We start from the raw sequence: 24,488 nt of genomic DNA, 5'->3' as shown, positions 1-24,488 counted from the left end.
GTTTGCCGCGCGCACAGATATAACGATGGAGTTGCGGGTTTGGAAGCCGGTGAAATTCCGGAGCGGTCGCGCCACTGTAATTAATCAGCCGTTCATACGTTGATTGAAAGCCAGACCCTAACCGTAACCTTATCAATTCCGTCATCGAACGCGTCATTCTGGGAGAAAGTTCCATGTCCGATATCACTCTAGCGCCTGCAGCCGGCGTCACACCCATTCCCCTCGGCGAAGTGTTGCCTTGGGCCATTTTCGGCGGCTTGCTCCTGCTGCTTGCCATTTACTTCATCGGCGCGGAAGAAGGTGCAATGTCGCTCTTCTCGGGCATGTACGTGCATGAATTCGTTCACGACGGTCGTCATCTCCTCGGCTTTCCCTGCCATTAAGGAGATGATGCAATGACAAGAAATCTTTTAATCCGCGGCATGATCGCGGGTTTGCTTGCTGGCTTGCTGGCTTTTGGCTTTGCACGCGTCTTTGGCGAACCGCAGGTTGATAGTGCTATCGCATTCGAGGAGAAGATGAGTCAGGCGGCCGGAGAAGCGGCTGAACCTGAAATCGTCTCCCGTGACACGCAGGCCGGTATCGGTCTTTTCACGGGTGTCGTCGTCTATAGTGCGGCCTTGGGCGGACTGTTCTCGCTGGTATTTGCCTTTGTGCACGGCCGTATCAGTTCGTTGAGCCCTCGCGCTACGGCTGGTCTGCTTGCTTTGGCCGGTTTCGTCGCCATTGTCCTGGTGCCTGCCATCAAATATCCGATGAATCCGCCGGCGGTCGGCAACCCGGATACCATCGGCGCCAGAACCGAACTGTTCTTCGTCATGCTGGTGGTCTCTCTCGGTGCTCTCGCCGCGGCCGTCGGTCTGGCAAAGCGTCTGCGTGTCCAGCATGGCACGTGGAATGCGGCCCTGATTGCCGGTGCAGCCTATGTCGTGTTCATCGCGCTTGTTCAGTACCTTCTGCCTGCAATCAATGAAGTTCCTGAACAGTTCTCACCGACGGTCCTGTGGAACTTCCGTGTTGCCTCGCTCGGCATACATCTGATCATCTGGACGACTCTTGGACTGCTGTTCGGTGGACTGGCTGAACGGGTATTGGCCGAAAACCGCCCGCGTTATCGCCTGCAGACGGCACGTTGATCAAACTTGCCTGAACGCCCGTCTTGCGGCGTTCAGGCCTCCGGATTGTCCAATGAGATCGCAGCACATCGCCCATACGCGACGCTCGGCAGGCTGGCTTCTGGCTTTGGCTGCGTGTCTGTACGTGTTGTCGACCACAAGCGGATGGGCACATCGCAGCAGTACTGGCACCGATACGTCGGGCATTTCCATTCCAAGCCTCTCGCACGGGGAAATGGCTATCATCGCCAGTTACCGCAAGCCGATCCTCGATCTGGCGGCGCGCATGACCCGCACGGACGAAACATTCCGGCGACTGGTGAACTATACCAACATTCAATACAGCTATTGCCTCTGGGGCATTGTTCCCGGCAGCATCAGTGATGAACAAAGCCCGTTCAATGAATGCTCGCACGCCTATCTTGCCGCGGCGAAGGCTACTCTCGTGTATATGCGCGATATGCCCGACAACAAGGAGGCGGTTGGCGCGCTGATCTCTGATCTTGATGCCGACCTGGTGCGCAATGGCGGTTCGTTCGTCATGTGCCAGTATAGCGGCGATCCGTACAACACTGCGGATATCATCAAGCCACGCTGGGGCGATGTCCCCGGGCATCTGACCAGTTTGTTTTCTTTTCTGGGCTTTGCGATGGCGCTTGTTTCGGCCGGTTTTGCTTTCATGTATCTGACGCGCACGCCACGGCAGCCTGTCAACGCCTGATTGGGGCTATGGCCTTTCGGTCACACCGCTTATGTCTTGTTGCCAAACCGCAAATCCCGCTTTCCGCTGCGCATGACTTGACTTAAGCCTGCTGTCTGGATCGTTTTGACCGATTGAACGTTACTGCATGCACTCTGGTACGCTACAGCCAAGGACACTCCATGCCCTCCTTTGATTATATCCGCCCTATTCTCTTGTTGCTTGGTTCAAATGTTTTCATGACGTTTGCCTGGTATGGCCATCTCAAGTTTGAGAACCGGCCGCTTTTTCTCGTCATCCTCGTCAGCTGGATGATCGCCTTTGCCGAATACTGCCTTGCTGTTCCGGCAAACCGCTACGGCCACGAGATCTATTCCGCCGCCCAGTTGAAAACTATTCAGGAAGTGATCACGCTTCTGGTCTTTGCCGGCTTCTCCGTGATGTATCTGGGCGAAAAAATCACGATCAACCACTTTGTGGGTTTTGCAATGATCTGCGCCGGTGCGTTCTTCGTCTTCAAGGGGCCGCTGTAGGATCAAACGGCGGCAAGACCACCCAGCGCCTTGTCCTTCAGGTTGCGGAAGGCCTGGGACGTCTGGCTTAGCCGTTGCTCCCGCTCCGGATCGGCAACCTGTCCTTCAATGGCGCTGAAATAGACCGTCATGAGAGCAGTAATGGCAAAGGGCTCAAGCAGCGCCAGTTTTAACGCCCATGCCAGCGCCAGGGCGAAGAGAACCGCGTATCCAGCACCGGGACCTGGTATCCAGTAAACCATGGCCGCCGCCGGCGTCAGCGTCGCTGCGAAAATGACTGCAGTCATGGTCCAGACAATGAATGACAGCCAGATTGCATTTTTCACCATGATCTTGCTGTTCTGAGCATAAAGCACGACGCCGCGCATGCCGTTCTCGAACGGCGAGGCACCTGTCATGCGGATATTGTAACCGAGAATGATTTCATCGACATAGGTAATCGACATGCGGATAAAGCTGTTGATGAGGTTTGCAGCAGCCATCAATCCCGGAACCGGTATAAGCGAAGCCAAACCTGTCGTCAGCGTGCTAATCGATCCCAGAACAGCTTTGATAAGCTGATCGAACACGAAAAATACATTGGCTTCAAGGAACCGTTCGGTGACCATCTTGCGCGCATAGGTCAACTGCCCCTGCCCGCCTGGAACTGCTTCGCCCGCGATCAGATGCACGAGCACTGCGATATGTCCTGCCTTGAGTATATAGAGCAGGTATTCGCGCAAGCCGTAGACCAGAGCTGTGGCTGTAATGAAGCCGATAAGGCCGCCAATACCCGCGCATCGCGCAGGGGCATCTGCATCCGACAGGATGAAGATATGGCCAATACCATACCCCACCCCTGCTCCGCATGCGATAATAGTGCAATAGGCGATGGGTATAGCGAGATACACGACCAATCGCAGCAAGACAAAGGGCCATGTTCGCGCCAAGGTGATCAGGCTACAGAAGATGCTGAAGTTCCACATAATGACAATACCTCGATTCCCGTCGTAAAATCACGGCATCGATTGCATTATTATAATGTAAAACACAATACATATTCAGGATGGAAAGACGAATTATCCGCAATTGAACTTCAATCCCGCCCGCATGATGAGAGCAGCAACAATACTTAGTCGGATAATTATACAATGTAACCGCGGGGAAACATTATTGCCATTCCCCCGCGCCCAATAAACTCACCGGACACATGACTAGCCATTGCGGAACGTATAGGCGTAACCATTCAGCGCCGGAGCACCGCCGAGATGGGCGTAAAGCACTTTTGAGCCTTCCGGGAAGAAGCCTTTGCCGACGAGATCAATCATGCCTTGCATGGATTTTCCCTCATAAACAGGGTCCGTAATCATACCCTCCAGCCGTGCACAAAGGCGAATGGCCTGCTTGGTTTCCTCTGACGGTACGCCATAAATCGGATAGGCGTAGTCCTCATTGAGGATGACATCTGCCTCGGTCAGATCTTTGCCCAGTTCAACAAGGTCCGCGGTGCGGCGGGCGATCTCCAGCACCTGTGCCTTGGTCTGCGTCGGCGTGGCCGAGGCGTCAATGCCGATGACGTTGCGTTGACGCCCATCGCTCGCAAAGCCGACGAGCATTCCGGCGTGGGTCGAACCGGTGACGGTGCAGACGATGATGTAGTCAAACTTGAAGCCGAGTTCGGCTTCCTGCGCCCTGACTTCTTCGGCAAAGCCGACGTAGCCCAAGCCGCCATATTTGTGGACCGATGCGCCTGCCGGGATTGCATAGGGTTTGCCGCCCTTGGCCTTCACGTCCTCTATGGCGTTTTCCCAGCTTTCGCGAATGCCAATGTCGAAACCCTCATCGACCATTTCCACATCAGCGCCCATGATCCGACTCAGAAGGATATTGCCGACGCGATCATAGACGGCGTCCTCGTGTGGGACCCAGCTCTCCTGGACAAGCCGGCATTTGAAGCCGATCTTTGCCGCTGTTGCAGCGACCATCCGCGTGTGATTCGACTGTACGCCACCAATGGATACGAGCGTGTCCGCGCCTGAAGCGATGGCATCCGGTATGATATACTCAAGCTTGCGCAGCTTGTTTCCACCAAAGGCGAGACCAGAATTGCAATCGTCACGCTTGGCATAAAGCTCGACTTTGCCGCCGAGATGCTCAGACAATCGACTCAGTTTTTCTATGGGTGTCGGCCCGAATGTGAGCGGATAGCGTTCGAATTTTTTCAGCATTGTTTTCCCCTTGAAAAGCGGTTGTTGCTGGCAAAACGCTATCATCCTTCAAAAGAAAGGTGCTCTCATAGTTGGGCTCTCACATTACTATAAGCTCATTTCCAAGTTCAAAAATTGCGTTATAATTTTACAAATTAAACCATATACGGAAGGTTCTTTCATGCCTGCAGATCTCGATCGTATTGATATGAAGATGCTGCGGCTCCTGCAAAAGAACGGGCGATTGACCAATGCCGAGCTGGCAACCCTGGTGGATGTGAGCCCGGCCACCTGTCACCGGCGCACGCAACGCCTGTTCGACGAAGGCTATATCAGGACCGTGCGAGCGATGGTGCAACCGCAAATGTTAGACCGGGGCGCACTGGTGATGGTTGGCGTGGTGCTGGACCGCTCAACGCCGGAAAGCTTTGCGCAGTTCGAACAGGCAGTGACCAAGTTGAGCTTTGTTCTCGACTGCAATTTGGTTGCAGGAGATTTCGACTATTTTCTCAAAATCCGTGTCAAGGACATGGCCGATTTCAACCGAATCCATGGCAGCCAGTTGATTGCCCTGCCCGGCGTTCGCCAGACAAGAACATTCTTTGTCATGAAGGAAGTCATCGACGACGCGCCGCTGGATTTTTGAGCGGCTGGTGGGGGCGCTGGCCCGAAGAAGTGACTTCGACAATGACCTACGCGATAAATCCATGCAATTAATTCTTGACTAAAATTATCATATTTACCAATAATGTGCCTATTTAGAACATTTATTTTCCGAGAATCCTAACGCTCCTGTCCCGATTCAAATTCGCCAGTGCCGCTTACTGATTGAGCCAGCTCTCATAAAGGCTGGAAAGTCGGATTTTCATTTTGATGTTTTTTGTTTTTAATAAGGAGATTTGAGCATGCCTGAAACAATAGTCTTGAGACCAATCATCATTAAATCTTGGGAAGACAGTAGTCCCGGTAATTCATTCACCGGTTGGGCCGGGGGCCGATTATACGATCCGCATACGGAAATGGAGCGATTGTGGGATCAGTATCAGGAATATATGCAAAAAGCGTTCTGGGATTCTCTCAACAGTCTGCCCGGGCTCAAATGGATTGTAAGTGGTCTGAATGCGCTGCTGGATACGCCTGGGGATTTCATCACCTGGCTTAATGGCCTTTCATTTCTCGATAATGTCCTCAGCAAACGGAACACGCCTCTGGACTTGATAAATGGTGTGGAGTCAGAGCCGGAACGCGCGAAGACTTATGATAAAAATGACACCACATTATCCGGCGGAATAGCATCACCCTTCAAGGCCATGGCGCATTATCTTCAAGGCCATGGAGAAGCATTGAGCGTCCCGTTAAACCAGATCGGGCTCAACCTTCGGCCAGATCAAGTAAAAATAGGAGAAACTAATCAGTTAAGTCAGTACACTAATGACTCAAAGTTTATCGGAACGAAACACATTGTAGTCGAGAAATTTAATCACAACACAGCAGAAGATAATGCAATTGCAGCGGCGTACCTAGGGAACATCTCGTTGAAGGTAGAAGGTGACATGACCCGTCATCAAGACGGAACATGGAACTTCAAAGGCGAAATTCGCGCCTATGATGATCATTATGATTTCAATCCGAGCGATCACCGTGGAATGATGCAGGAACTGTTCACAAGAACAGTAAATCTCTTACCGGGCACGAAGTATGACATAGCAATGCCAGGTTCCATTCCCATCTCCTGGGAGGGCCATTAATGTGGAAACTATTGAAATGGGTCCTTGGCGTGACAGTAACCATTGTGGTGGTGTTGTTCCTGTTTGCAGTGTTTGTCGTCTACGGCATCCCATTGCTCCGAGACAGAACAACGCAATGCCCGGAGATGCCAACCGCAACAGTTAAGTACGGCATACTTTCTTACGTCACTAAAATTGCAAAAAATGACTTTCAGTATGACGACCTCGAGCTCGACGAGGATTTTGGATACAATTCGGGCATCCACGGCTGGGAAGTCACAGTTTACGTTAAAAGTAATGGCAAGAGTTTAGGACGATACTTCGCCACAATGGCCTGCGATCAAAGAGTAGAGCTTTCAGTTGATCAGACATTCAAGGCTGAATGAAACTAAAACGGGATCGTGTGCGCGTACGGTCCCGTTTGTACAAAATAGCAATTTCTGAGAAAACCAGCTCTTAAATCCGCCGCTCATTCAGCATGCGGATAATTCACCGCCCCATATCGCTCTTGGTGTTTTTATAGATATTCACGCCCAACTCGCGGATCTTCTTGCGCAGCGTATTGCGGTTGAGGCCGAGCAGTTCAGCCGCCTTGATCTGGTTGCCATGGGTGGCCGTCAGGCATGACAGGATGAGCGGATATTCCACTTCCTCAAGCACACGCTGGTAAAGCCCAACCGGCGGCAGATCATCGCCATAGGAGAGGAAATAGCGCTGCATGTTCAGCTCCACCGCCTGCGCGATGGTGATGTCTTCATTGGACATCGACGAGGAGGATGGCTCGGTCGGCCGCAAGTCAGCCTTGAGCTCCGCCTCGATCACATCCGCATTGATTTCTTCCTGCGGATAAAGCGCTGCAAGGCGGCGCACCAGATTTTCCAGTTCGCGCACATTGCCGGCCCAGGGATAGCGGCGCATCAAGTCGAGGCCATCGGCAGTGATGCGTTTCTCCGGCAGTCCGTCCTTTGCCGCCATCTTGAAGAAGTGACGGACGAGATCAGGAATATCCTCGCCGCGCTCACGCAGCGGCGGCAGGCGTAGCGGCACGACATTCAGGCGGTAATAGAGATCTTCACGGAACATGCCCTGATTGATCAGCGTCCGCAGATCCTTGTTGGTTGCCGCAACGATACGCACATCTGTCTTGATCGGGGTGCGTCCACCCACGGTCATATATTCACCCTGCTGCAGGACACGCAGCAAACGTGTCTGTGCTTCCATCGGCATATCGCCAATTTCATCAAGGAACAGCGTGCCGCCATCGGCCTGTTCGAACCGGCCGCTCGAACGATTCTGCGCACCGGTGAATGCACCCCGTTCATGACCAAACAGTTCAGATTCGATCAGGTCGCGTGGAATCGCGGCCATGTTGATGGCAACGAACGGCCCCTTGCGGCGGCGGCCATATTCATGCAACGCGCTTGCAACCAATTCCTTGCCGGTGCCGGATTCGCCCGAAATCATCACGGTCAGGTCGGTCTGCATCATGCGGGCAAGAACACGGTAGATATCCTGCATGGCAGGCGAACGGCCGACCAGAGGCATGGTATCCGGCTGTTCTTCGTTAACCCATTTTTCCGGCTTTTTCTTCGGTTCGGCCAATGCGCGGCCGACAATGCTGACAAGTTCAGTCAGATCAAATGGCTTTGGCAGATATTCATAGGCGCCTGCCTCCGAAGCACGGATTGCCGTCATGAAGGTGTTCTGCGCGCTCATGACGATAACCGGCAGATCAGGGCGCGATTTCTTGATGCGCGGCAGAAGGTCAAAGGCGTTTTCATCCGGCATCACCACATCGGTGATCACAAGATCGCCGTCACCGGCGGAAATCCAGCGCCACAGGGTGGCTGCATTGGATGTGATGCGCACATCATAACCGGCGCGCGAAAGCGCCTGATTGAGGACCGTTCTGATTGCTGCGTCGTCATCCGCAACGAGAATGCTGCCCAAGCTCATGATCAGAATCCTGTCTTTTTCGATATAATCATTTCATCCGCATGGTCGTCGTCCGAAGGATCGCTCTGCCATGCGGGCATCAGAATGCGAAATGTGGTCTTGCGTGGTACGGAATCGCATTCGATAACCCCACCATGATCGCCGACAATCTTGGCAACAAGCGCAAGGCCCAGGCCAGAACCATTCGGCTTTGTCGTGATGAAGGGATCAAAGAGATGCGGCATGATATCAGACGAAACGCCTGAACCGGTATCCTGCACACAGAATTCCAGTGGCAGCGATACGCGATTGCGGATACCCGGGATGGACAGGCGGATACCGGGACGGAAGGCCGTCGAGAGCGTGATCTCGCCGGGTTCGCTTGTCCCGATGGATTCTGCTGCGTTCTTCACAAGATTGAGAAACACCTGCACCAGCTGGTCGCGGTTGGCGAAAACGTAGGGCAGCGACGGATCGTAATCCTCGTGGAACTTGATGTGGCTTGCAAAGCCGTTCCTGGCAATCGCTTTGACGTGATCCAGCACAACGTGGATGTTTACCGCCTCGCGCTCGATCGGGCGCTCGTCGGAAAACACTTCCATGCGGTCGACAAGCGAGACAATCCGGTCTGTCTCGTCGGTGATGAGCCGCGTCAGTGCGCGATCATCATCATTGAGACCCGTTTCCAGCAACTGCGCCGCACCGCGAATACCCGATAGCGGGTTCTTGATTTCATGTGCCAGCATGGAAGCAAGACCGGTCACCGAACGGGCAGCGCCGCGATGAGTCATCTGCCGGTCGAGCTTTTCCGCCATTGACCGTTCCTTGAACAGGATGACGATCGATCCCGGGGCTTCGCTGACGGGCGTGACATAGAGATCGACAATCCGGTCCTGCCCGAGCCGCGGCGATGAGACATCGACGCGATATTCATTGATGGGTGACGGACTTTCCCGCACCTGCTTGACCAGAGCCAGCAACGGGCTGCCGAACGGCAGCAGCATTTCCAGCGTATTGCGGCTCAATATGCTGGCACTGGAGCGGAAAAACGCTTCCGCATCGGCATTGGCATAGGAAATATGCCCGGTTTCATCGAGCATGATTACCGGATGACGGATCGCATTGAGAACGATCCCGGCCAGCTTGTCGTCCATTGCAACATTGTCTGCCGATGTCATCATGCAACCTTCTTCATGTCGTGTTCTTCCGTGCGAGAGAGTGCGGCATGCAGGCGGCCTGCCACGAGACGCGGATTTGTTTCAGTCATGATCGAAGCGCGTTCGGCCGCACTGACATCAACGCCATGCTTTTCCAGATACCAGCCGAGATGCTTGCGCGAATGGCGAATACCGGTTTGCTCGCCATAATGCGCCAGCATCGCTTCGTAATGGGCGACGGCATAATCGGCAATCACGCTTCCGCCCTGTCCGTTCTGCATACCATGCACGATTGTCCCGGGCAGCCAGGGTTGCCCATAGGAGCCACGCCCGACCATGACGGCATCGGCACCGGATGCTTCGAGGATGCGATGGGCATCATCGCGGTTCAGTACGTCACCGTTGGCAACGAGCGGGATGGAAACGGCTGCTTTGACGGCACGGATGGCACGCCAATCCGCCTTGCCCTCATAAAACTGGCAGCGCGTGCGTCCGTGCACCGTCACCATCTGCACACCGGCCTGTTCGGCCCGCAAGGCAAGTTCCGGTGCATTGATGGTGTCGTCATCCCATCCCAGGCGCATTTTGAGCGTCACGGGAACCTTGACGGCGGCAATGGTCGCCTCGATCAGCGTCAAGGCATGATCGAGATCGCGCATCAGGGCTGAACCGGAAAAGCCGCCGGTTACCTTCTTGGCCGGGCAGCCCATATTGATATCAATAATGTGTGCGCCCTCGCCTTCGGCAATGCGCGCAGCTTCCGCCATCCATCTGGTTTCACGCCCGGCAATTTGCACCACATGCGTGCCAAGACCATCTCCGCGCAGCCGCAACAGATTGCTGCGCTCGCGCGTGCACAGCTCTGCACTCGCAACCATTTCGGACACGACCATGCCAGCACCGGCCTTCCACGCCAGTTGACGGAACGGTAGGTCGGAAACACCGGACATCGGCGCAAGGAACACCCGGTTACGCAGGCGCACGCCGCCTATCTCGAGTGGTTGATTCAGATCAGTCACGTCAGCATTGCCTGTTTCGTATGCAATTTTCCAATCGCCTATCCTTTAGACAGGAACACCCGACTAGGCAAGGCAAAGAGCGCCTTCTCGTGACGAGATTTCGACGTTGTTCTCTTTTAAAGCTCTGGTCTTTCGCCTCGGCAACAGGTAACGCAGTTTGGAGTTACGGAGAGAAGTGTGGCGGCAGGTACAGACGACAAGCAGATGCGGGTAGCAGCCGTCATTGTGGCGGCTGGTCGCGGAGAACGCGCGGGCCAAAGCGTTGAGGGACCAAAGCAATATCGCAAGATCGGCGGTGAAGCGGTTCTGGCGCATACGCTGCGGGCTTTTCTCGGCTGCCCTTTCATCGATCACGTCGTTGTGGTCATCCATAAGGAAGACGAAACCCTCTTTTCTCAGGCAGCCGGAGACTATGCGGCGCAGGTCACATGCGTCACCGGCGGGCCGACACGGCAGGAATCAACCCGGCTTGGGCTGCTCGCCCTGAAAGACCACGCGCCCGACCATGTATTGATCCATGATGGTGTACGGCCATTCATATCAGCTGATCTGCTTGAGCGGGTGATTTTCAATCTGACACCGCATATCGGCGTTTTGCCGGTGCTTGCGGTTTCGGATACGCTCAAAGCTGCGGGACACGACGCCATGGTCAGCGCCACGGTGCCGCGAGCCGGGCTCTATGCGGCACAAACACCGCAAGCATTTCCCTATGGACCGATCATGGCGGCACACGATGCGGCGTTCGCCATCGGGCGTGCCGATTTCACCGATGATTCCGCCATTGCCGAGTGGCAGGGCCTGCCGGTGCGGATCGTCGAGGGGTCGGCTGATAATACGAAACTCACCTGGGCAAAGGATATCGATATGGCTGATGACCGCCTGTCACAGAAACATGCCGCCTTCCCGGATGTGCGCACCGGTAACGGCTATGATGTGCATTCTTTCGAACCCGGCAATGGCGTGACGCTGGCCGGTGTCTTTATCGAACACGACCGCAAGCTCAACGGTCATTCCGATGCGGACGTAGCGCTGCATGCGCTGACTGATGCCCTTCTGGCTACGCGCGGTGCTGGCGATATCGGAACGCATTTCCCGCCATCCGATCCGCAATGGAAAGGCGCGGCCTCGTATATTTTCGTCGAACACGCGGTCAGGATCGTCAAAGCGGCGGGCGGGCGCATCGCCAATGCCGATATCACCTTGATCTGCGAAGAACCGAAGATCGGGCCGCACCGCGAGGCAATGACCGCAGCGTTATCGAAAATGCTTGGGATTACGCCTGATCGCGTGTCGGTCAAGGCGACGACCAATGAGAAGATGGGCTTTATCGGCCGTGGGGAAGGCATTGCAGCCATTGCAACGGCGTCCGTGATCTATCCCGGCGGATTGCCGGAATGAGCGGGCTGATCGCCGAGGCAAAGGCCATCGCGGTTCTGGATGCCTGCCGTGCCAGAGGCATTCTGCTGGCAACGGCCGAATCCTGCACCGGCGGGTTGATTGCTGCGTCCCTGACTGACATTGGCGGTTCATCCGATGTGGTGGATCGCGGCTTTGTCACCTATTCCAATGAAGCCAAGCACGACATGCTCTGCGTTCCCATGGAGTTGATTGCCGTCCATGGCGCCGTATCGGAGGAAGTGGCTCTCGCCATGGCAGCGGGTGCTTTAGAGCACTCACGCGCCGGTATTGCCGTGTCGGTGACGGGTGTTGCGGGCCCCGGCGGCGGATCAGAAGCAAAGCCCGTGGGTCTCGTCTGGTTCGGCGTGGCGCTCAAAGGACAGGCACCACGGGCTGTACGTCATATCTTTTCGGATCATGGCCGCGCGCATATCCGGCAGAATGCCGTTGAAACAGCGCTCGATCTGGTGCTGGAAACGCTGGCCTGAAAATCAGGTTCGCGATACCCGGAACGCCATGCCGATGGATTTCGGTGTGACCGGTTCAAAGCCAAACTTTGCATAGAGATGCTTGGCCGGACCATCAGCGACCAGACTGACATAGGCGCCATCGGGTGCTTCCGCTTCCACATAATTCATCAGCGCTGACATGATTTGCTTGCCAAGCCCACGCGCCTGATGCACGGGATCAACCGCCATGTCCACCACCTGATAGAAACACCCGCGATCCCCGACGATCCGACCCATGCCGACGGCCTTGCCGTCCAGCGTGATCGTTACGCCACAAACTGTGTTCGGAAGACCAATGGTAGCCGCCTCCTTGCTCTTCGGGCTCAAACCGGAGATCACACGCAACAGGCAATAATCCTCAACAGATGGTGTTTCCATATGAAGCGTATATTCCGTTTCAGCGTCGCTCATCATTATCTCCCGTGCTGGTTGCGGCTCAGCTTTAGCTGAATCCACGCGCTCCGATCAATCATCCCAAGCGGGAAAATTGCCATTCTTGACATCGTCACCGGCATTATGGGATACCGGTCCCATGATCGAGAATGACGTTTTGATTGTTGCCCGGGTTGCCGGCATCCCAACAGGCGGGATGCAGGGACTTCGTGCACGCTGATCGAAAAGCGTACCTCGTCACCAGCAAACCCCGCCGGCAACGGACGGGGCTTTTTTATGGTGCGCGCCGTCCATCCGCATGAAGATGGAGAATGAAATGACACAGAATATTTATGATACCCCCGCCTTTTTCGAGGGTTACAGCCAGTTGGGCCGCTCGGTCGACGGCCTTGCTGGCGCTGCCGAATGGCCCTCCCTGCAAGCCTTGATGCCCGACCTCGATGGCCTGCGCGTAGTGGACCTCGGCTGTGGCTTTGGCTGGTTTGCCCGTTGGGCGCGCGAGAACAAGGCTGCTGAGGTACTCGGCCTTGATGTTTCGGAAAACATGCTGGCTCGGGCGCGGTCAATGACACAAGACGCGGCCATTCGCTATGATCAGGCCGATCTTGAAGTTCTAGATTTGCCTAAAGCAGCGTTCGACCTTGCCTACAGCTCACTCACCCTGCATTACATCGAAAATCTGGCTGAGCTGTTCAAGACAGTTCACAGCGCCCTTGTTCCGGGTGCGAAATTCATATTCTCGATGGAGCATCCGATCTTCATGGCGCCATCCCGTCCCGGCTGGTCCGTTGACACGGACGGTCGCAAGTCATGGCCCATTGATGGTTATCTGGTTGAGGGCGCGCGCACAACGGACTGGCTCGCCAAAGGTGTCGTCAAGCAGCACCGGACGATCGGGACTATTCTTAATCTGTTGATCGCTGCTGGTTTTTCCATCTCCCATGTGGAGGAATGGAAGCCAACGAACGAACAGATTTTTGCGAGACCCGAGCTTGTCGAAGAACTGGAACGCCCGATGTTCCTGCTGGTTTCAGCACAACGCTGAAGGATTGAGTTTGGTCAGTTTCAGATAGAGTGGAGACCACGCATTGCGTTTGCCGCTGTGCGTGGTCCGTGGTTCGACAAACTCACCATGAGGGAGAGTGAGGCTCTTCATGAGGGAGCGTAAATGGCAGGGGCTCTATTCTGCAATCTTTCCGATTGGCATGACGGCACCACTCTCCCTCATGGTGAGCTTGTCGAACCGCGCACGGTGCCCATGCGACCAACCTAAGCACACATCGAAAACGCAGATTCAAAACAGAACTTATTTACTTAGCCAGAAAATCAACTTCAACTATTCCGGCCGTAAATCTGGTCGGCGCGTTTCTCAAAGGCTTCCGTGAATTTCCGGAAGGCGATGTCAAACATCGATCCCATCAAAAAGCCGAGCGTACGGCTTTTGAATTCGTAATCGATATAGAATTTGACCTCGGAATGCTCCGGGTTGGCCGATGGGACAAACTGCCATTTGTTGTCGAGATAACGGAACGGGCCATCGACATATTTGGTCTCGATCACCTTCTCGTCTGGCTTGAGCAGAACCTGGCTGGTGAACGTTTCGCGGATCAGCTTGTAACCGACTGTCATATCGGCGATGAGAAGGGTCTTGCCATCCCGCTCCTTGCGCGAGCGCACTTTCAGGCTCTCGCACATGGGCAGGAACTGCGGATAGGTTTCCACATCCGCCACCAGATCAAACATCTGCTCGGCCCGATGCACTACGGGGCGTGTCGTATCGAATTTCGGCATTCAGTTAGCTTCTGTTGGCGTGCAGCGCCTCGCGTGCAGCCTTCAGCTTGGCGAAATCATCACCCGCATGGTGCGAAGAGCGTGTCAGCGGGCTCGATGCGACCACAAGGAAACCCTTGGTCTTGGCAATCGTCGCATAGGATTTGAACTCGTCCGGTGTGACGTAATTGAGAACCGGATGATGCTTGCGCGTCGGCTGCAGATACTGGCCGATGGTCATGAAGTCCACGTTTGCGGTGCGCAGATCATCCATAAGCTGCAGAACTTCGTTCCGCTCTTCGCCCAGGCCAACCATGATGCCGGATTTGGTGAAGATTGTCGGATCGAGTTCCTTCACCCGCTGCAGCAGGCGGATGGAATGGAAATAACGGGCACCCGGACGCACCTTCAGATAATTGGAAGGTACGGTTTCCAGATTGTGGTTGAACACATCGGGGCGTGCGGCAACAACGATTTCAAGCGCACCGTCCTTGCGCAGGAAATCAGGCGTAAGGATTTCGACTGTCGTACCGGGTGAAATCTCGCGGATCGCGTTGATCACGTCAGCGAAATGCTGGGCACCGCCATCGGGAAGATCATCCCGATCAACCGACGTGATCACCACGTGGGTCAGGCCCATCTTCTTGACGGCCTTGCCGACATTTTCCGGTTCGTTCGGGTCCAGCGCGGTCGGCAATCCGGTCGCGACATTGCAGAACGCGCAGGCACGGGTACAGATCTCGCCCATGATCATGAATGTTGCGTGCTTCTTGTCCCAGCACTCGCCGATATTTGGACAACCGGCCTCTTCGCAAACCGTCACAAGGCTGTGCGAACGCACGATCTCGCGCGTTTCCGCATAACCCTTCGAAACAGGTGCCTTGACGCGAATCCAGTCCGGCTTCTTCAGAATTTCCGTATCCGGACGATGCGCCTTTTCAGGGTGCCGCAGGCGCTGCTTTTGATCGATCGTATCGAGAACCGTTACCATCAGGACTTCCTAGTTTAATTCGAGGATCTGGCTTTGCCAAAAATCCACAGAATGACAATTGCGCCCGCCGTCGCAACGATCAGATTTCCAAAAAAGCCGTAAAAGTTGAAATTCAACAATCCGGCAAGGGTGCCACCCACGAAAGACCCGGCAATACCAACAAGGATATTGGTGAACAAGCCATGATTCCGGCTCATTGCCTTTTCTGCGATATAACCGGCAATAAAACCGATCAGCAGCATTCCGAAGAAACCGACACCGGGCATGCTCATGATACCGACTGGCTGATCCATTTTTCCTCGCTCGCCTCTATCGTCCCGACGCAATCGCTATGGCACGAAACACCAGAGCCCATATAGCACCGAAAAGGAAGCCACCCAACCCACAGGCAAACGTCACGATCCAGACACCGGTCCATCCACCAATAGCGGTGCCATTGATGGATATGGTGTTGCCGGAAACGAGACTCAAGGCAGATGCAGCAAACCCCAGCCCAAAGCCGAGCAGGGTCGACCATTTGAGGATTGCCCATGACAGGCGAATCCAGGGTTTGCTGTCCTTGATCGTGACCAACGGGACGAAAATCCTCTCGCTATCAGGCGTTCAACACACGTCCATAGGCGTCGAGCACGCTTTCCTTCATCGTTTCCGAAATGGTCGGATGCGGGAAGATCGTGTGCATCAGTTCTTCTTCAGTGGTTTCAAGGTTCATCGCAATCACGAAACCCTGGATCAACTCGGTCACTTCCGCGCCCACAAGATGGGCACCAAGAAGCTGGCCGGTCTTCTTGTCGAAGATTGTCTTGACCATGCCCTGATCTTCACCAAGAGCAATCGCCTTGCCATTGGCTACAAACGGGAAGCGGCCGACACGGATGTCATAGCCCTCGGCTTTCGCCTTGGCTTCGGTCAGGCCAACAGAAGCGACCTGTGGATTGCAGTAGGTGCAGCCCGGAATCTTGGCCTTGTCCATCGGATGTACGTTCGGCAGCCCGGCAATCTTTTCAACGCAGATGACGGCTTCATGCTCGGCTTTGTGTGCCAGCATGGGCGGTCCGGCAACATCACCAATGGCGTAGACGCCGGGAACATTGGTCTTGCCATAACCGTCAATGACAATGCAGCCGCGATCAGTCTTGATGCCAAGTGCTTCGAGGCCGATATTCTCGATATTCCCCTGTACGCCGACAGCCGAGACCATCCGATCTGCGGTGATCTGCTCGACCTTGCCATCCTTCTTTTCCACGTGGGCGGTGATGGAATTGGCTGATTTCTCCACCTTGGTCACCTTGGCATCGAGAATGATCTTCATGCCCTGCTTTTCGAACTGCTTGCGGGCAAAATTGGCAATCTCGGTGTCTTCAACAGGCATGACCTGCGACATGACTTCAACCACGGTCACATCGACACCCATCGTGCGGTAGAACGATGCAAATTCGATACCGATGGCGCCGGAACCCATGACGAGTAGCGACTTTGGCATTTCTTCGGGCTTCATAGCTTCGAAATAGGTCCAGATCAGCTTGCCATCCGGCTCGATACCGGGAAGCGCACGCGGTCGCGCGCCGGTCGCGATGATGATGTGCTTGGCAGTGTAGGTGCCCTCGCCCAAGGCATTCTTGGGTAGCGGCGCCTGTGGCTCGACCGGCTTCTTGGTGGTCTTGGACACGACGATCTCGCCCGGCTTGGTCAGCTTGGCCTCGCCCCAGATGACATCGACCTTGTTCTTCTTCATCAGGAAGCCGACGCCGCCGTTCATCCGTTCGGCAATGCCGCGCGAGCGCGAAACGATTGCCTTGAGGTCAGCGGTGACGCTGCCTTCGATCTTCAGGCCATAATTCTTTGCGTGCTCGGCATAATGGAAAATTTCAGCCGACCGCAGCAGTGCCTTTGTCGGTATGCAGCCCCAGTTGGAGCAGATACCGGCAAGGTGTTCGCGCTCCACGATGGCGGTCTTCAATCCCAGCTGCGCGGAACGGATAGCGGCGATATAGCCGCCCGGGCCGGAACCAATGATGATCACGTCGTAATTATTGGCCAAGTCTCGGTCCTCCTAAGACTGAACTAAATATCGAGTATGCCTCGAACGATTGGTGCAATGGCTTTACCGATTGCCCGTGTATTGTCTGCATCCAGATGCACGCCATCGACGGATGATGTTTTTGCTACCGATCCCGCATCGAAAAACGCGCAGTCGGCCTGTCGGGCGGCATCTTCATAAAACGCGGCGAGCAAGCGTGATTGTTCGATGCCCTGCTCGAACACCAGCCTGAATTCCGGACCGTCCGTCTCGCCGAGCGGCGGTGGAGACATGATCAGAATATCAGGCGCTTTCACACCAAGCTGGTACGGCGCGGTGCGGACAATCTCAATCAGCCGTTGCATGCCGCGCCTGGTACCTAACGCGTTGCCGCAGATGAAAGTCTTCATGTCGTTGGTGCCGAGCATGATGATCACGAGATCGAGTGGAAAATGCGTGCCAAGCGCGGTGGTCAGCGTTTTGGCAGCATTACGCTCGAAACCGGACAGATGATCGTCAAAAGCCGTTGTCCGGCCATTCAGGCCATCGGCAACAACGTGACCGCCATTGCCGAGTTCAGCCTGAAGCACCTGCGGCCAGCGGTCCGCCAAGGCATGACGCCCCGACCCGTCGGGCTTATAGCCCCAGGTCAGCGAATCGCCATAGCAGAGCACCGTTTTCATTATCGGCCTCAGACCAGCATGCCCATCGGGTTCTCGATATGGCGCTTGAAAGCCTGAGCAAGCTCGGCACCCAAGGCTCCATCGACGGCACGATGATCGGTCGAAAGCGTCACGGACATGACCGTGGCAACCTTGATCTCACCCTTCTTGACGACTGCCCGCTCCTCACCCGCACCGATTGCCAGAATGGTGGCATGCGGCGGATTGATGATAGCGGCGAAATCTTTGACGCCGAACATGCCGAGATTTGAAACCGCCGTTGTGCCGCCCTGATATTCCTCGGGCTTCAGCTTACGGTCACGCGCGCGCTTGGCCAGGTCCTTCATCTCGTTGGAGATGGCCGACAGGGTCTTCTGTTCAGCCTTGCGGATGATCGGTGTGATCAGGCCGCCGGGGATCGACACGGCAACGCCCACGTCGGAATGCTTGTGTTTGACCATGTTGGCTTCGGTCCAGGACACATTGGCATCCGGAACATCGCGCAGGGCCAGAGCCATCGCCTTGATGATCATGTCGTTGACAGAAAGCTTGTAGGCGGGAACATCGCCCTTTTCCGTCTTGCGCATCGGCGATGCCGCATTGATCTGCGCACGCAGGGCCAGCAATGCATCAAGTTCGCAATCAACTGTCAGGTAGAAATGGGGAACAGTTGATTTGGCTTCCAGCAGACGCTTGGCGATCGTCTTGCGCATGCCATCATGCGGCACGAGTTCGTAAGAGCCTTCCTCGAACAGTTTCAGCACCGTATCATCTGACATGGGTTTCGGAGCTGCTGCAGGCGCAGATGCGCTTGCCGCTGCAGCGGGAGCCGCTGCTTTGGCACCGCCACCCGAAATCGCAGCCTCGACGTCCTTCTTGATCACACGGCCATGCGGACCGGAACCCGTCACAGCAGAAAGATCAACACCGGCATCCTTGGCGATGCGGCGTGCGAGCGGAGAAGAGAATGTCCGGTCGCCTGATTTGACTGGCGCAGCAGCCGTGGCGACGGGCGCCGCAGATGCTGGAGCCGCTTCCGGCTTCTTCTCTTCCTTGGGGGTGTCTGCCTTCGGAGTCTCAGCCGCGGCAGGCGCTGCTTCAGCTTTCGCAGGAGCAGCTTCGCCACCCTTGGCAGCGGCGCCGACATCTTCGCCGTCAGCTGCCAGAATGGCGATCAGTGCATTGACCTTTACGCCTTCCGTACCGGCAGGAACCACGATCTTGGCAACCGTACCCTCATCGACCGCTTCGACTTCCATCGTTGCCTTGTCGGTTTCGATCTCGGCAATTACATCGCCGGGACCAACCTTATCGCCTTCCTTGACAAGCCATTTGGCAAGATTGCCCTCTTCCATGGTGGGAGAAAGAGCCGGCATGGTGATATTGATCGGCATATCGATTTCCTCCCCTTTACGCTGTGTATGTCACAGCTTTGACGGCCTCGACGATTTCAGCAACATTCGGCAATGCCAGCTTTTCCAGATTGGCGGCATAGGGCATCGGAACGTCCTTGCCGGCAATCGTCAGGATCGGCGCATCCAGATAATCGAATGCCTGCTGCATGACGCGGGTGGCGATTTCCGTGCCGACCGAAGACTGCGGATAGCCTTCCTCGATGGTGACGCAGCGGCCGGTTTTCTTGACCGATTCCACCACAGTCGGAATATCCATCGGGCGGATCGTGCGCAGATCGATAATCTCAGCGTCGATACCGAGCTTGGCCAGCTCTACCTCGGCCTTGACCGTGTAGTTCATGCCGATACCGAAGGAGACGAGCGTAACGTCCTTGCCCTTCTTGTGGATACGGGCCTTGCCGATCGGCAGGACGAAATCATCCAGCTTCGGCACATCGAAGGAATGACCGTAGAGGATCTCGTTTTCGAGGAAGATCACCGGGTTCGGATCGCGGATCGCAGCCTTCAGCAAGCCCTTCGCATCGGCAGCCGTGTAGGGCATGACGACCTTAAGGCCCGGAATATGGCTGTACCAAGCGGCATAGCACTGGGAGTGCTGGGCAGCAACGCGAGCAGCGGCACCGGAAGGACCACGGAACACCATCGGTGCGCCCATCTGTCCGCCGGACATATAAAGTGTCTTGGCTGCCGAATTGATGATCTGGTCAATCGCCTGCATGGCGAAATTGAAGGTCATGAATTCAACGATCGGACGCAGGCCGGTCATGGCAGCACCAACTCCAACGCCGGCGAAGCCGTGTTCGGTGATCGGTGTATCGACAACACGCTTGGGACCGAATTCGTCGAGCAGGCCCTGGGTGATCTTGTAGGCGCCCTGATATTCGGCGACTTCTTCACCCATGACGAAGACGTTGGGGTCACGGCGCATCTCTTCCGCCATGGCGTCGCGCAGTGCTTCGCGTACAGTGGTCGAAACCATTTCAGTGCCTGCCGGAATATCCGGATCAGCGGCAACTTCGGACTTCGGCGCAGCCGGTACGGTCGCAGCAGGCTTTTCGGCTTCCGCTTCCTGCTTCGGGGCTTCCTCCGCCTTGGCAGGCGCTTCAGCGACTGCAGCCTTCGGCGCGCTGGCAGTATCGGCGCTTTCGCCTTCGCCCAGAAGAACGGCGATGACAGTATTGACCTTCACATTGTCGGTGCCTTCGGCCACAAGAATCTTGCCGAGAGTACCTTCATCGACTGCTTCCACTTCCATCGTCGCCTTGTCGGTTTCGATTTCTGCGAGAACGTCGCCGGAGGTGACCTTGTCACCTTCCTTTTTCAGCCATTTCGACAGTTTGCCCTCTTCCATGGTCGGCGAGAGCGCTGGCATCAGAATATCTACAGGCATGGTTGCGCCTCCCTTAGAGCAGAATATCGGTATAGAGCTCGGATGCATCCGGCTCCGGATCGGACTGGGCGAAATCCGCTGCGTCGGCAACGATGTCGCGAACGTCCTTGTCGATCTTCTTCAGGTCGTCCTCTGTGGACCAGCCCTTGTCGATCAACCGGCTCTTCACCTGCTCGATAGGATCGTGTTCGGAGCGCATCTTCTGCACTTCGTCCTTGGAACGGTATTTGGCCGGATCCGACATGGAGTGACCGCGATACCGGTATGTCTGCATCTCCAGGATCATCGGGCCCTTGCCGGAGCGCGCCCAGGCCGTGGCTTCCTCACCGGCAGCCTGAACAGCGCGTACATCCATGCCGTCAACCTGAATACCGGGAATATTGAAGGAAATGCCGCGACGGGAGAAATCTGTTTCGGCCGAAGCGCGGGAAACCGAGGTGCCCATGGCATAACGGTTGTTTTCAATAATGTAGATGACAGGCAGCTTCCAGAGCGCCGCCATGTTGAAGCTTTCGTAGACCTGACCCTGGTTGGCCGCACCGTCACCGAAATAGGCCAGGGATACATTGCCGTTTTCGCGGTAGCGATTGGCAAAGGCGAGGCCCGTTCCAAGAGAGACCTGTGCACCGACGATGCCGTGACCGCCGTAGAAATTCTTCTCTTTCGAGAACATGTGCATGGAGCCGCCCTTGCCTTTGGAAAGGCCACCGCGGCGTCCGGTCAGTTCAGCCATGACACCCCGGGCACTCATGCCGCAGGCCAGCATATGGCCGTGATCACGATAACCGGTGATGACCTGGTCGCCTTCAATCAGCGCGGCCTGCATTCCGGTAACAACAGCTTCCTGACCGATATAGAGGTGGCAGAAACCGCCGATGAAACCCATACCATAAAGCTGACCGGCTTTTTCTTCGAAACGCCGGATCAGCAGCATCTCGCGGTAGGCTTCGAGCTCTTGCTCTTTGGTGAACTGGATTGGTTTTGGTGCTTTGACAGCAGAGGTCTGCGCGGAACGCGCAGGGCTTTTTTTCGCCCTCGTAGCCATATCTCACTCCCTGTTATTTAGTTGGGCGAGAATAGCAGCGAAAGCAGAACTTACAATATGCAGAATTGAATAAGAGCTATGCAAATAAGACGTTCAAAATGCACAACAAAACGTCTATTAACTGGAATTCAGTTAATAGTTAAATCGCCGGAGCCACGCATGATTGTGACTTCATCCGGCCGTGAAACATTCAGCGCTTTGCGGGCCTGTTCATCCAGCATGTCCCGCTCGATTGTCCCATCATGCATAAGTTGGACCTCACGTTCAAGCTCTACGCGCGATGTCTTGACGGCATCGTACTGCGCCCGCAGCAGTTGGGTCTGTTCCTGCAGCTTGATGGTGGAATAGAGACCGTACTCGCCATGATAGGCGTGGAAACCGAAATAGGCGAAAAACATGGCGGCAAGGATAGGCACGACAAGCCGTCCGCGATTGGTTTTCCGTCTTTGTTTTGTCCACATGGCAAATGACCCGAAGGGATGCGGAATCAGGTCACGATGGCCTGATTAGTCACCTGGCCATAAAACAATGTTTTGCTTAACAGCCGATTAAATTCGCCATTTCGCGGGATGCGCCACCCCTACTGAAAACTAAAATGGCGGGCACAGGGCCCGCCATTCCTATCTCATAGCACTCTGACTGAATCAGAGGCTGCGGAAAATTCCACGACCGGCATAGCGGGCCTGCGGTCCGAGTTCCTGCTCGATACGGATCAACTGGTTGTACTTGGCGATCCGGTCGGAGCGGGAAAGCGAGCCGGTCTTGATCTGCCCGCAATTGGTGGCGACGGCGAGATCGGCAATTGTCGAGTCTTCCGTTTCGCCCGAGCGGTGCGACATGACGGCGGTATAGCCGGCGCGATGTGCCGTATCGACCGCATCAAAAGTTTCCGACAGCGTGCCGATCTGGTTGACCTTGACGAGAATGGAATTGGCCACACCCATCTTGATGCCGTCGCGCAGACGGGCAGAATTGGTGACGAACAGATCATCGCCGACGAGCTGGCACTTGTCGCCGATGAGGTCAGTCAGGTATTTCCAGCCTTCCCAGTCATCTTCCGACATGCCGTCTTCGATGCTGATGATCGGATAGTCAGCCGCCAGCTTGGCAAGATACTTCGCCTGGGTCTTCGGATCACGGCTCTTCTTTTCACCTTCGTAGACATAATTGCCGTCTTTGAAGAATTCGGTCGCAGCGCAATCAAGACCGATTGCGATTTCTTCGCCGGGCTTGAAACCAGCCTTCTCGATGGACTCCATGATGAAATCCAGCGCAGCCGGTGCCGACTTCAGGTTCGGCGCGAAACCGCCCTCGTCTCCAACATTGGTGTTGTGACCGGCGTCCTTCAGGCTCTTCTTCAGCGTGTGAAACACTTCTGCGCCATAACGCACGGCTTCCGCGAGCGACGAAGCGCCAACGGGCAGAATCATGAATTCCTGAAAATCGATCGGATTGTCCGCATGCGCGCCGCCATTGATGATGTTCATCATCGGCACTGGCAGGACATGGGCGTTCGGTCCGCCGAGATAGCGATAGAGCGGCAGGCCGGAAGATTCAGCAGCAGCCTTGGCAACGGCGAGCGATACACCGAGAATGGCATTGGCGCCGAGGCGGCTCTTGTTGGGTGTGCCGTCCAGATCGATCATGGTCTTGTCGATGTGAATCTGGTTTTCCGCGTCCAGGCCACCGATCGCATCGAACAATTCACCATTGACGGCATCGACAGCCTTCAGAACGCCCTTGCCAAGATAGCGTGTTCCGCCATCGCGCAGTTCCACGGCTTCGTGTGCACCTGTCGATGCGCCGGAGGGTACCGCAGCGCGGCCCATGGAGCCGTCTTCGAGAATGACATCGACCTCAACAGTCGGGTTCCCGCGACTATCCAGAATTTCACGGCCAATAATATCGACAATAGCAGTCATAAGGCTTTTCCTTCAATTTGCATTGGGCAGCATTCGCCACTGGAATAGCGAATGAAGATGACAAGGAAAATCCCCATAAGGACGAATTCTTGATCAAAACAGAAAAAAGGCCGTCAGAGACGGCCATTTTTCGTATGAGGCGTTCTTTCCACCTTCAAGAACGGTCAGGCCGCCTTGAAATAGGAGAACGAAAGATCGCGCGCCTTGCGCCCGTCATTCTCGGACAGTTCCTTGATCGTATGTGCCGGAGCCTGTTCCAGCTGCGAACGCGTGAACGGAACGACATAGCCGTCATTGTTGGTGTCGTAATCCAGCATCGACCAAGGAACGGCATGGTATTTTTCACCGATACCGAGGAACCCGCCAAAACCGACGACGGCAAACATGATGCCGTCAGCCGCCTTGTCGAGCATGACATCTTCGATCTCGCCGATCTTCTCACCGCCTGTATTATAGACATTGGTGCCGATAACACGGGAAGCGCGGATTGCTGTTGTATGACCTGAATTGGTTGGCATTTGCTCACTCCTTTTCTGTTGTCACTGAAAGGGAAATGGGCAAATCCCATCAAAGTTGCATAAAAATTTCGAGTTTTTCTATG

The 24,488-nt window shown here is 55.4% G+C and carries 28 protein-coding genes and 1 riboswitch; of the genes, 10 read left to right on the top strand and 18 right to left on the bottom strand.

From position 1 onward, the window contains the following. Positions 1–17: 17 nt before the first annotated feature. Positions 18–140: riboswitch (cobalamin riboswitch) on the top strand. A 33-nt stretch (positions 141–173) separates the two neighbouring features. From FHW16_RS20145 to FHW16_RS20130, 4 genes are all read left to right on the top strand, one after another. Next, positions 174–383 (top strand): CbtB domain-containing protein, encoded by a 210-nt coding sequence (locus tag FHW16_RS20145; protein ID WP_091885989.1) that lies wholly within the window; start codon positions 174–176, stop codon positions 381–383. Positions 384–395: 12 nt separating this feature from the next. Beyond that, the gene (locus FHW16_RS20140; protein ID WP_182551068.1) at positions 396–1,136 is read left to right on the top strand and encodes a CbtA family protein; all 741 of its coding nucleotides are present in this window, start codon (positions 396–398) and stop codon (positions 1,134–1,136) included. 52 nt (positions 1,137–1,188) lie between these two features. Further along, positions 1,189–1,836 (top strand): hypothetical protein, encoded by a 648-nt coding sequence (locus FHW16_RS20135; protein WP_182551067.1) that lies wholly within the window; start codon positions 1,189–1,191, stop codon positions 1,834–1,836. 161 nt (positions 1,837–1,997) lie between these two features. After that, complete coding sequence (locus tag FHW16_RS20130) at positions 1,998–2,348, top strand: DMT family protein (RefSeq protein WP_182551066.1); 351 nt, start codon at positions 1,998–2,000, stop codon at positions 2,346–2,348. Between the two features lie 2 nt (positions 2,349–2,350). On the opposite strand, the gene FHW16_RS20125 is transcribed toward FHW16_RS20130, so the two are convergent. Then, the gene (locus FHW16_RS20125) at positions 2,351–3,313 is read right to left on the bottom strand and encodes a hypothetical protein (RefSeq protein ID WP_182551065.1); all 963 of its coding nucleotides are present in this window, start codon (positions 3,311–3,313) and stop codon (positions 2,351–2,353) included. 228 nt (positions 3,314–3,541) lie between these two features. Then, on the bottom strand, positions 3,542–4,555 hold the full coding sequence (locus FHW16_RS20120; protein ID WP_182551064.1) for a 1-aminocyclopropane-1-carboxylate deaminase: 1,014 nt from the start codon (positions 4,553–4,555) through the stop codon (positions 3,542–3,544). Positions 4,556–4,715: 160 nt separating this feature from the next. On the opposite strand from FHW16_RS20120, the gene FHW16_RS20115 reads away from it, so the two are divergent. The 3 genes from FHW16_RS20115 to FHW16_RS20105 all read left to right on the top strand — a co-directional run bounded on the left by FHW16_RS20115 (position 4,716) and on the right by FHW16_RS20105 (position 6,647). After that, entirely contained in the window at positions 4,716–5,180 is a 465-nt protein-coding gene (locus FHW16_RS20115) for an Lrp/AsnC family transcriptional regulator (RefSeq protein ID WP_182551063.1), read from the top strand. A 259-nt stretch (positions 5,181–5,439) separates the two neighbouring features. After that, a complete protein-coding gene (locus tag FHW16_RS20110) occupies positions 5,440–6,282 on the top strand; it encodes a lipid II-degrading bacteriocin (protein ID WP_182551062.1) in 843 nt (280 codons plus the stop codon). After that, positions 6,282–6,647 carry a hypothetical protein gene (locus FHW16_RS20105; RefSeq protein ID WP_182551061.1) on the top strand — a complete coding sequence of 122 codons (366 nt, stop codon included), beginning with the start codon at positions 6,282–6,284 and terminating at the stop codon, positions 6,645–6,647. The genes FHW16_RS20110 and FHW16_RS20105 overlap by 1 nt, the downstream gene beginning before the upstream one ends. 103 nt (positions 6,648–6,750) lie before the next feature. On the opposite strand, the gene ntrC is transcribed toward FHW16_RS20105, so the two are convergent. Genes ntrC through dusB form a run of 3 tightly spaced genes read right to left on the bottom strand, consistent with a single transcriptional unit; the run spans position 6,751 to position 10,372 of the window. Beyond that, positions 6,751–8,217, bottom strand: coding sequence for a nitrogen regulation protein NR(I) (gene ntrC, locus FHW16_RS20100; RefSeq protein WP_182551060.1), 1,467 nt, complete (start codon positions 8,215–8,217; stop codon positions 6,751–6,753). A gap of 2 nt (positions 8,218–8,219) precedes the next feature. Beyond that, entirely contained in the window at positions 8,220–9,377 is a 1,158-nt protein-coding gene (locus FHW16_RS20095; protein WP_432652059.1) for a two-component system sensor histidine kinase NtrB, read from the bottom strand. Next, positions 9,374–10,372, bottom strand: coding sequence for a tRNA dihydrouridine synthase DusB (gene dusB / locus FHW16_RS20090; RefSeq protein WP_182551059.1), 999 nt, complete (start codon positions 10,370–10,372; stop codon positions 9,374–9,376). Before dusB ends, FHW16_RS20095 begins: the two co-directional genes overlap by 4 nt. A 204-nt stretch (positions 10,373–10,576) precedes the next feature. Here dusB and FHW16_RS20085 point away from each other — a divergent pair, with 204 nt between their 5' ends. Both FHW16_RS20085 and FHW16_RS20080 read left to right on the top strand, forming a co-directional pair. Then, positions 10,577–11,770, top strand: coding sequence for a bifunctional 2-C-methyl-D-erythritol 4-phosphate cytidylyltransferase/2-C-methyl-D-erythritol 2,4-cyclodiphosphate synthase (locus FHW16_RS20085; RefSeq protein ID WP_182551117.1), 1,194 nt, complete (start codon positions 10,577–10,579; stop codon positions 11,768–11,770). Continuing rightward, positions 11,767–12,258 (top strand): CinA family protein, encoded by a 492-nt coding sequence (locus FHW16_RS20080; protein WP_182551058.1) that lies wholly within the window; start codon positions 11,767–11,769, stop codon positions 12,256–12,258. The genes FHW16_RS20085 and FHW16_RS20080 overlap by 4 nt, the downstream gene beginning before the upstream one ends. A 3-nt stretch (positions 12,259–12,261) precedes the next feature. Here the strand turns inward: FHW16_RS20080 and FHW16_RS20075 are convergent, their stop codons facing one another. After that, a complete protein-coding gene (locus FHW16_RS20075; RefSeq protein WP_182551057.1) occupies positions 12,262–12,690 on the bottom strand; it encodes a GNAT family N-acetyltransferase in 429 nt (142 codons plus the stop codon). A 298-nt stretch (positions 12,691–12,988) separates the two neighbouring features. Between FHW16_RS20075 and FHW16_RS20070 the strand changes: the two genes are divergently transcribed. Beyond that, complete coding sequence (locus tag FHW16_RS20070; protein WP_182551056.1) at positions 12,989–13,717, top strand: class I SAM-dependent methyltransferase; 729 nt, start codon at positions 12,989–12,991, stop codon at positions 13,715–13,717. Between the two features lie 287 nt (positions 13,718–14,004). Here the strand turns inward: FHW16_RS20070 and FHW16_RS20065 are convergent, their stop codons facing one another. From FHW16_RS20065 to FHW16_RS20010, 12 genes are all read right to left on the bottom strand, one after another. Then, the gene (locus FHW16_RS20065; protein WP_182551055.1) at positions 14,005–14,463 is read right to left on the bottom strand and encodes a type II toxin-antitoxin system RatA family toxin; all 459 of its coding nucleotides are present in this window, start codon (positions 14,461–14,463) and stop codon (positions 14,005–14,007) included. 4 nt (positions 14,464–14,467) lie between these two features. After that, positions 14,468–15,433: a lipoyl synthase gene (gene lipA, locus FHW16_RS20060; protein ID WP_182551054.1), complete on the bottom strand. Its 966-nt coding sequence runs from the start codon at positions 15,431–15,433 to the stop codon at positions 14,468–14,470. A gap of 14 nt (positions 15,434–15,447) precedes the next feature. Further along, complete coding sequence (locus FHW16_RS20055) at positions 15,448–15,726, bottom strand: GlsB/YeaQ/YmgE family stress response membrane protein (protein ID WP_182551053.1); 279 nt, start codon at positions 15,724–15,726, stop codon at positions 15,448–15,450. Positions 15,727–15,742: 16 nt separating this feature from the next. Continuing rightward, positions 15,743–16,006: a hypothetical protein gene (locus tag FHW16_RS20050; RefSeq protein WP_432652058.1), complete on the bottom strand. Its 264-nt coding sequence runs from the start codon at positions 16,004–16,006 to the stop codon at positions 15,743–15,745. Positions 16,007–16,028: 22 nt separating this feature from the next. Continuing rightward, positions 16,029–17,474, bottom strand: coding sequence for a dihydrolipoyl dehydrogenase (gene lpdA / locus FHW16_RS20045; protein ID WP_182551052.1), 1,446 nt, complete (start codon positions 17,472–17,474; stop codon positions 16,029–16,031). Between the two features lie 23 nt (positions 17,475–17,497). Further along, positions 17,498–18,136: an SGNH/GDSL hydrolase family protein gene (locus FHW16_RS20040; RefSeq protein WP_182551051.1), complete on the bottom strand. Its 639-nt coding sequence runs from the start codon at positions 18,134–18,136 to the stop codon at positions 17,498–17,500. 8 nt (positions 18,137–18,144) lie between these two features. After that, positions 18,145–19,470, bottom strand: coding sequence for a pyruvate dehydrogenase complex dihydrolipoamide acetyltransferase (locus tag FHW16_RS20035; RefSeq protein ID WP_432652062.1), 1,326 nt, complete (start codon positions 19,468–19,470; stop codon positions 18,145–18,147). Positions 19,471–19,525: 55 nt separating this feature from the next. Further along, positions 19,526–20,920, bottom strand: coding sequence for a pyruvate dehydrogenase complex E1 component subunit beta (locus FHW16_RS20030; protein WP_182551049.1), 1,395 nt, complete (start codon positions 20,918–20,920; stop codon positions 19,526–19,528). A gap of 13 nt (positions 20,921–20,933) precedes the next feature. After that, complete coding sequence (gene pdhA, locus FHW16_RS20025) at positions 20,934–21,965, bottom strand: pyruvate dehydrogenase (acetyl-transferring) E1 component subunit alpha (RefSeq protein ID WP_182551048.1); 1,032 nt, start codon at positions 21,963–21,965, stop codon at positions 20,934–20,936. A 128-nt stretch (positions 21,966–22,093) separates the two neighbouring features. Further along, entirely contained in the window at positions 22,094–22,426 is a 333-nt protein-coding gene (locus FHW16_RS20020; protein ID WP_182551047.1) for an FtsB family cell division protein, read from the bottom strand. Between the two features lie 183 nt (positions 22,427–22,609). Continuing rightward, complete coding sequence (eno, locus tag FHW16_RS20015; RefSeq protein ID WP_182551046.1) at positions 22,610–23,887, bottom strand: phosphopyruvate hydratase; 1,278 nt, start codon at positions 23,885–23,887, stop codon at positions 22,610–22,612. Positions 23,888–24,051: 164 nt separating this feature from the next. Beyond that, positions 24,052–24,405, bottom strand: coding sequence for a PRC-barrel domain-containing protein (locus FHW16_RS20010; RefSeq protein WP_182551045.1), 354 nt, complete (start codon positions 24,403–24,405; stop codon positions 24,052–24,054). Positions 24,406–24,488: the final 83 nt, after the last annotated feature.

It is taken from the genome of Phyllobacterium myrsinacearum (assembly GCF_014138285.1).
Taxonomy (GTDB): domain Bacteria; phylum Pseudomonadota; class Alphaproteobacteria; order Rhizobiales; family Rhizobiaceae; genus Phyllobacterium; species Phyllobacterium myrsinacearum_A.
This window is presented reverse-complemented; position numbering and strand designations above follow the sequence as displayed.

What these genes read in the sequence shown, in the direction of transcription:
- FHW16_RS20145 (WP_091885989.1), top strand. Translation starts at nt 174, where the DNA reads ATGTCCGATATCACTCTAGCGCCTGCAGCCGGCGTCACACCCATTCCC.
- FHW16_RS20140 (WP_182551068.1), top strand. Translation starts at nt 396, where the DNA reads ATGACAAGAAATCTTTTAATCCGCGGCATGATCGCGGGTTTGCTTGCT.
- FHW16_RS20135 (WP_182551067.1), top strand. Translation starts at nt 1,189, where the DNA reads ATGAGATCGCAGCACATCGCCCATACGCGACGCTCGGCAGGCTGGCTT.
- FHW16_RS20130 (WP_182551066.1), top strand. Translation starts at nt 1,998, where the DNA reads ATGCCCTCCTTTGATTATATCCGCCCTATTCTCTTGTTGCTTGGTTCA.
- FHW16_RS20125 (WP_182551065.1), bottom strand. Translation starts at nt 3,313, where the DNA reads ATGTGGAACTTCAGCATCTTCTGTAGCCTGATCACCTTGGCGCGAACA.
- FHW16_RS20120 (WP_182551064.1), bottom strand. Translation starts at nt 4,555, where the DNA reads ATGCTGAAAAAATTCGAACGCTATCCGCTCACATTCGGGCCGACACCC.
- FHW16_RS20115 (WP_182551063.1), top strand. Translation starts at nt 4,716, where the DNA reads ATGCCTGCAGATCTCGATCGTATTGATATGAAGATGCTGCGGCTCCTG.
- FHW16_RS20110 (WP_182551062.1), top strand. Translation starts at nt 5,440, where the DNA reads ATGCCTGAAACAATAGTCTTGAGACCAATCATCATTAAATCTTGGGAA.
- FHW16_RS20105 (WP_182551061.1), top strand. Translation starts at nt 6,282, where the DNA reads ATGTGGAAACTATTGAAATGGGTCCTTGGCGTGACAGTAACCATTGTG.
- ntrC (WP_182551060.1), bottom strand. Translation starts at nt 8,217, where the DNA reads ATGAGCTTGGGCAGCATTCTCGTTGCGGATGACGACGCAGCAATCAGA.
- FHW16_RS20095 (WP_432652059.1), bottom strand. Translation starts at nt 9,377, where the DNA reads ATGATGACATCGGCAGACAATGTTGCAATGGACGACAAGCTGGCCGGG.
- FHW16_RS20085 (WP_182551117.1), top strand. Translation starts at nt 10,577, where the DNA reads ATGCGGGTAGCAGCCGTCATTGTGGCGGCTGGTCGCGGAGAACGCGCG.
- FHW16_RS20080 (WP_182551058.1), top strand. Translation starts at nt 11,767, where the DNA reads ATGAGCGGGCTGATCGCCGAGGCAAAGGCCATCGCGGTTCTGGATGCC.
- FHW16_RS20075 (WP_182551057.1), bottom strand. Translation starts at nt 12,690, where the DNA reads ATGAGCGACGCTGAAACGGAATATACGCTTCATATGGAAACACCATCT.
- FHW16_RS20070 (WP_182551056.1), top strand. Translation starts at nt 12,989, where the DNA reads ATGACACAGAATATTTATGATACCCCCGCCTTTTTCGAGGGTTACAGC.
- FHW16_RS20065 (WP_182551055.1), bottom strand. Translation starts at nt 14,463, where the DNA reads ATGCCGAAATTCGATACGACACGCCCCGTAGTGCATCGGGCCGAGCAG.
- lipA (WP_182551054.1), bottom strand. Translation starts at nt 15,433, where the DNA reads ATGGTAACGGTTCTCGATACGATCGATCAAAAGCAGCGCCTGCGGCAC.
- FHW16_RS20055 (WP_182551053.1), bottom strand. Translation starts at nt 15,726, where the DNA reads ATGGATCAGCCAGTCGGTATCATGAGCATGCCCGGTGTCGGTTTCTTC.
- FHW16_RS20040 (WP_182551051.1), bottom strand. Translation starts at nt 18,136, where the DNA reads ATGAAAACGGTGCTCTGCTATGGCGATTCGCTGACCTGGGGCTATAAG.
- FHW16_RS20035 (WP_432652062.1), bottom strand. Translation starts at nt 19,470, where the DNA reads ATGGAAGAGGGCAATCTTGCCAAATGGCTTGTCAAGGAAGGCGATAAG.
- FHW16_RS20030 (WP_182551049.1), bottom strand. Translation starts at nt 20,920, where the DNA reads ATGCCTGTAGATATTCTGATGCCAGCGCTCTCGCCGACCATGGAAGAG.
- pdhA (WP_182551048.1), bottom strand. Translation starts at nt 21,965, where the DNA reads ATGGCTACGAGGGCGAAAAAAAGCCCTGCGCGTTCCGCGCAGACCTCT.
- FHW16_RS20020 (WP_182551047.1), bottom strand. Translation starts at nt 22,426, where the DNA reads ATGTGGACAAAACAAAGACGGAAAACCAATCGCGGACGGCTTGTCGTG.
- eno (WP_182551046.1), bottom strand. Translation starts at nt 23,887, where the DNA reads ATGACTGCTATTGTCGATATTATTGGCCGTGAAATTCTGGATAGTCGC.
- FHW16_RS20010 (WP_182551045.1), bottom strand. Translation starts at nt 24,405, where the DNA reads ATGCCAACCAATTCAGGTCATACAACAGCAATCCGCGCTTCCCGTGTT.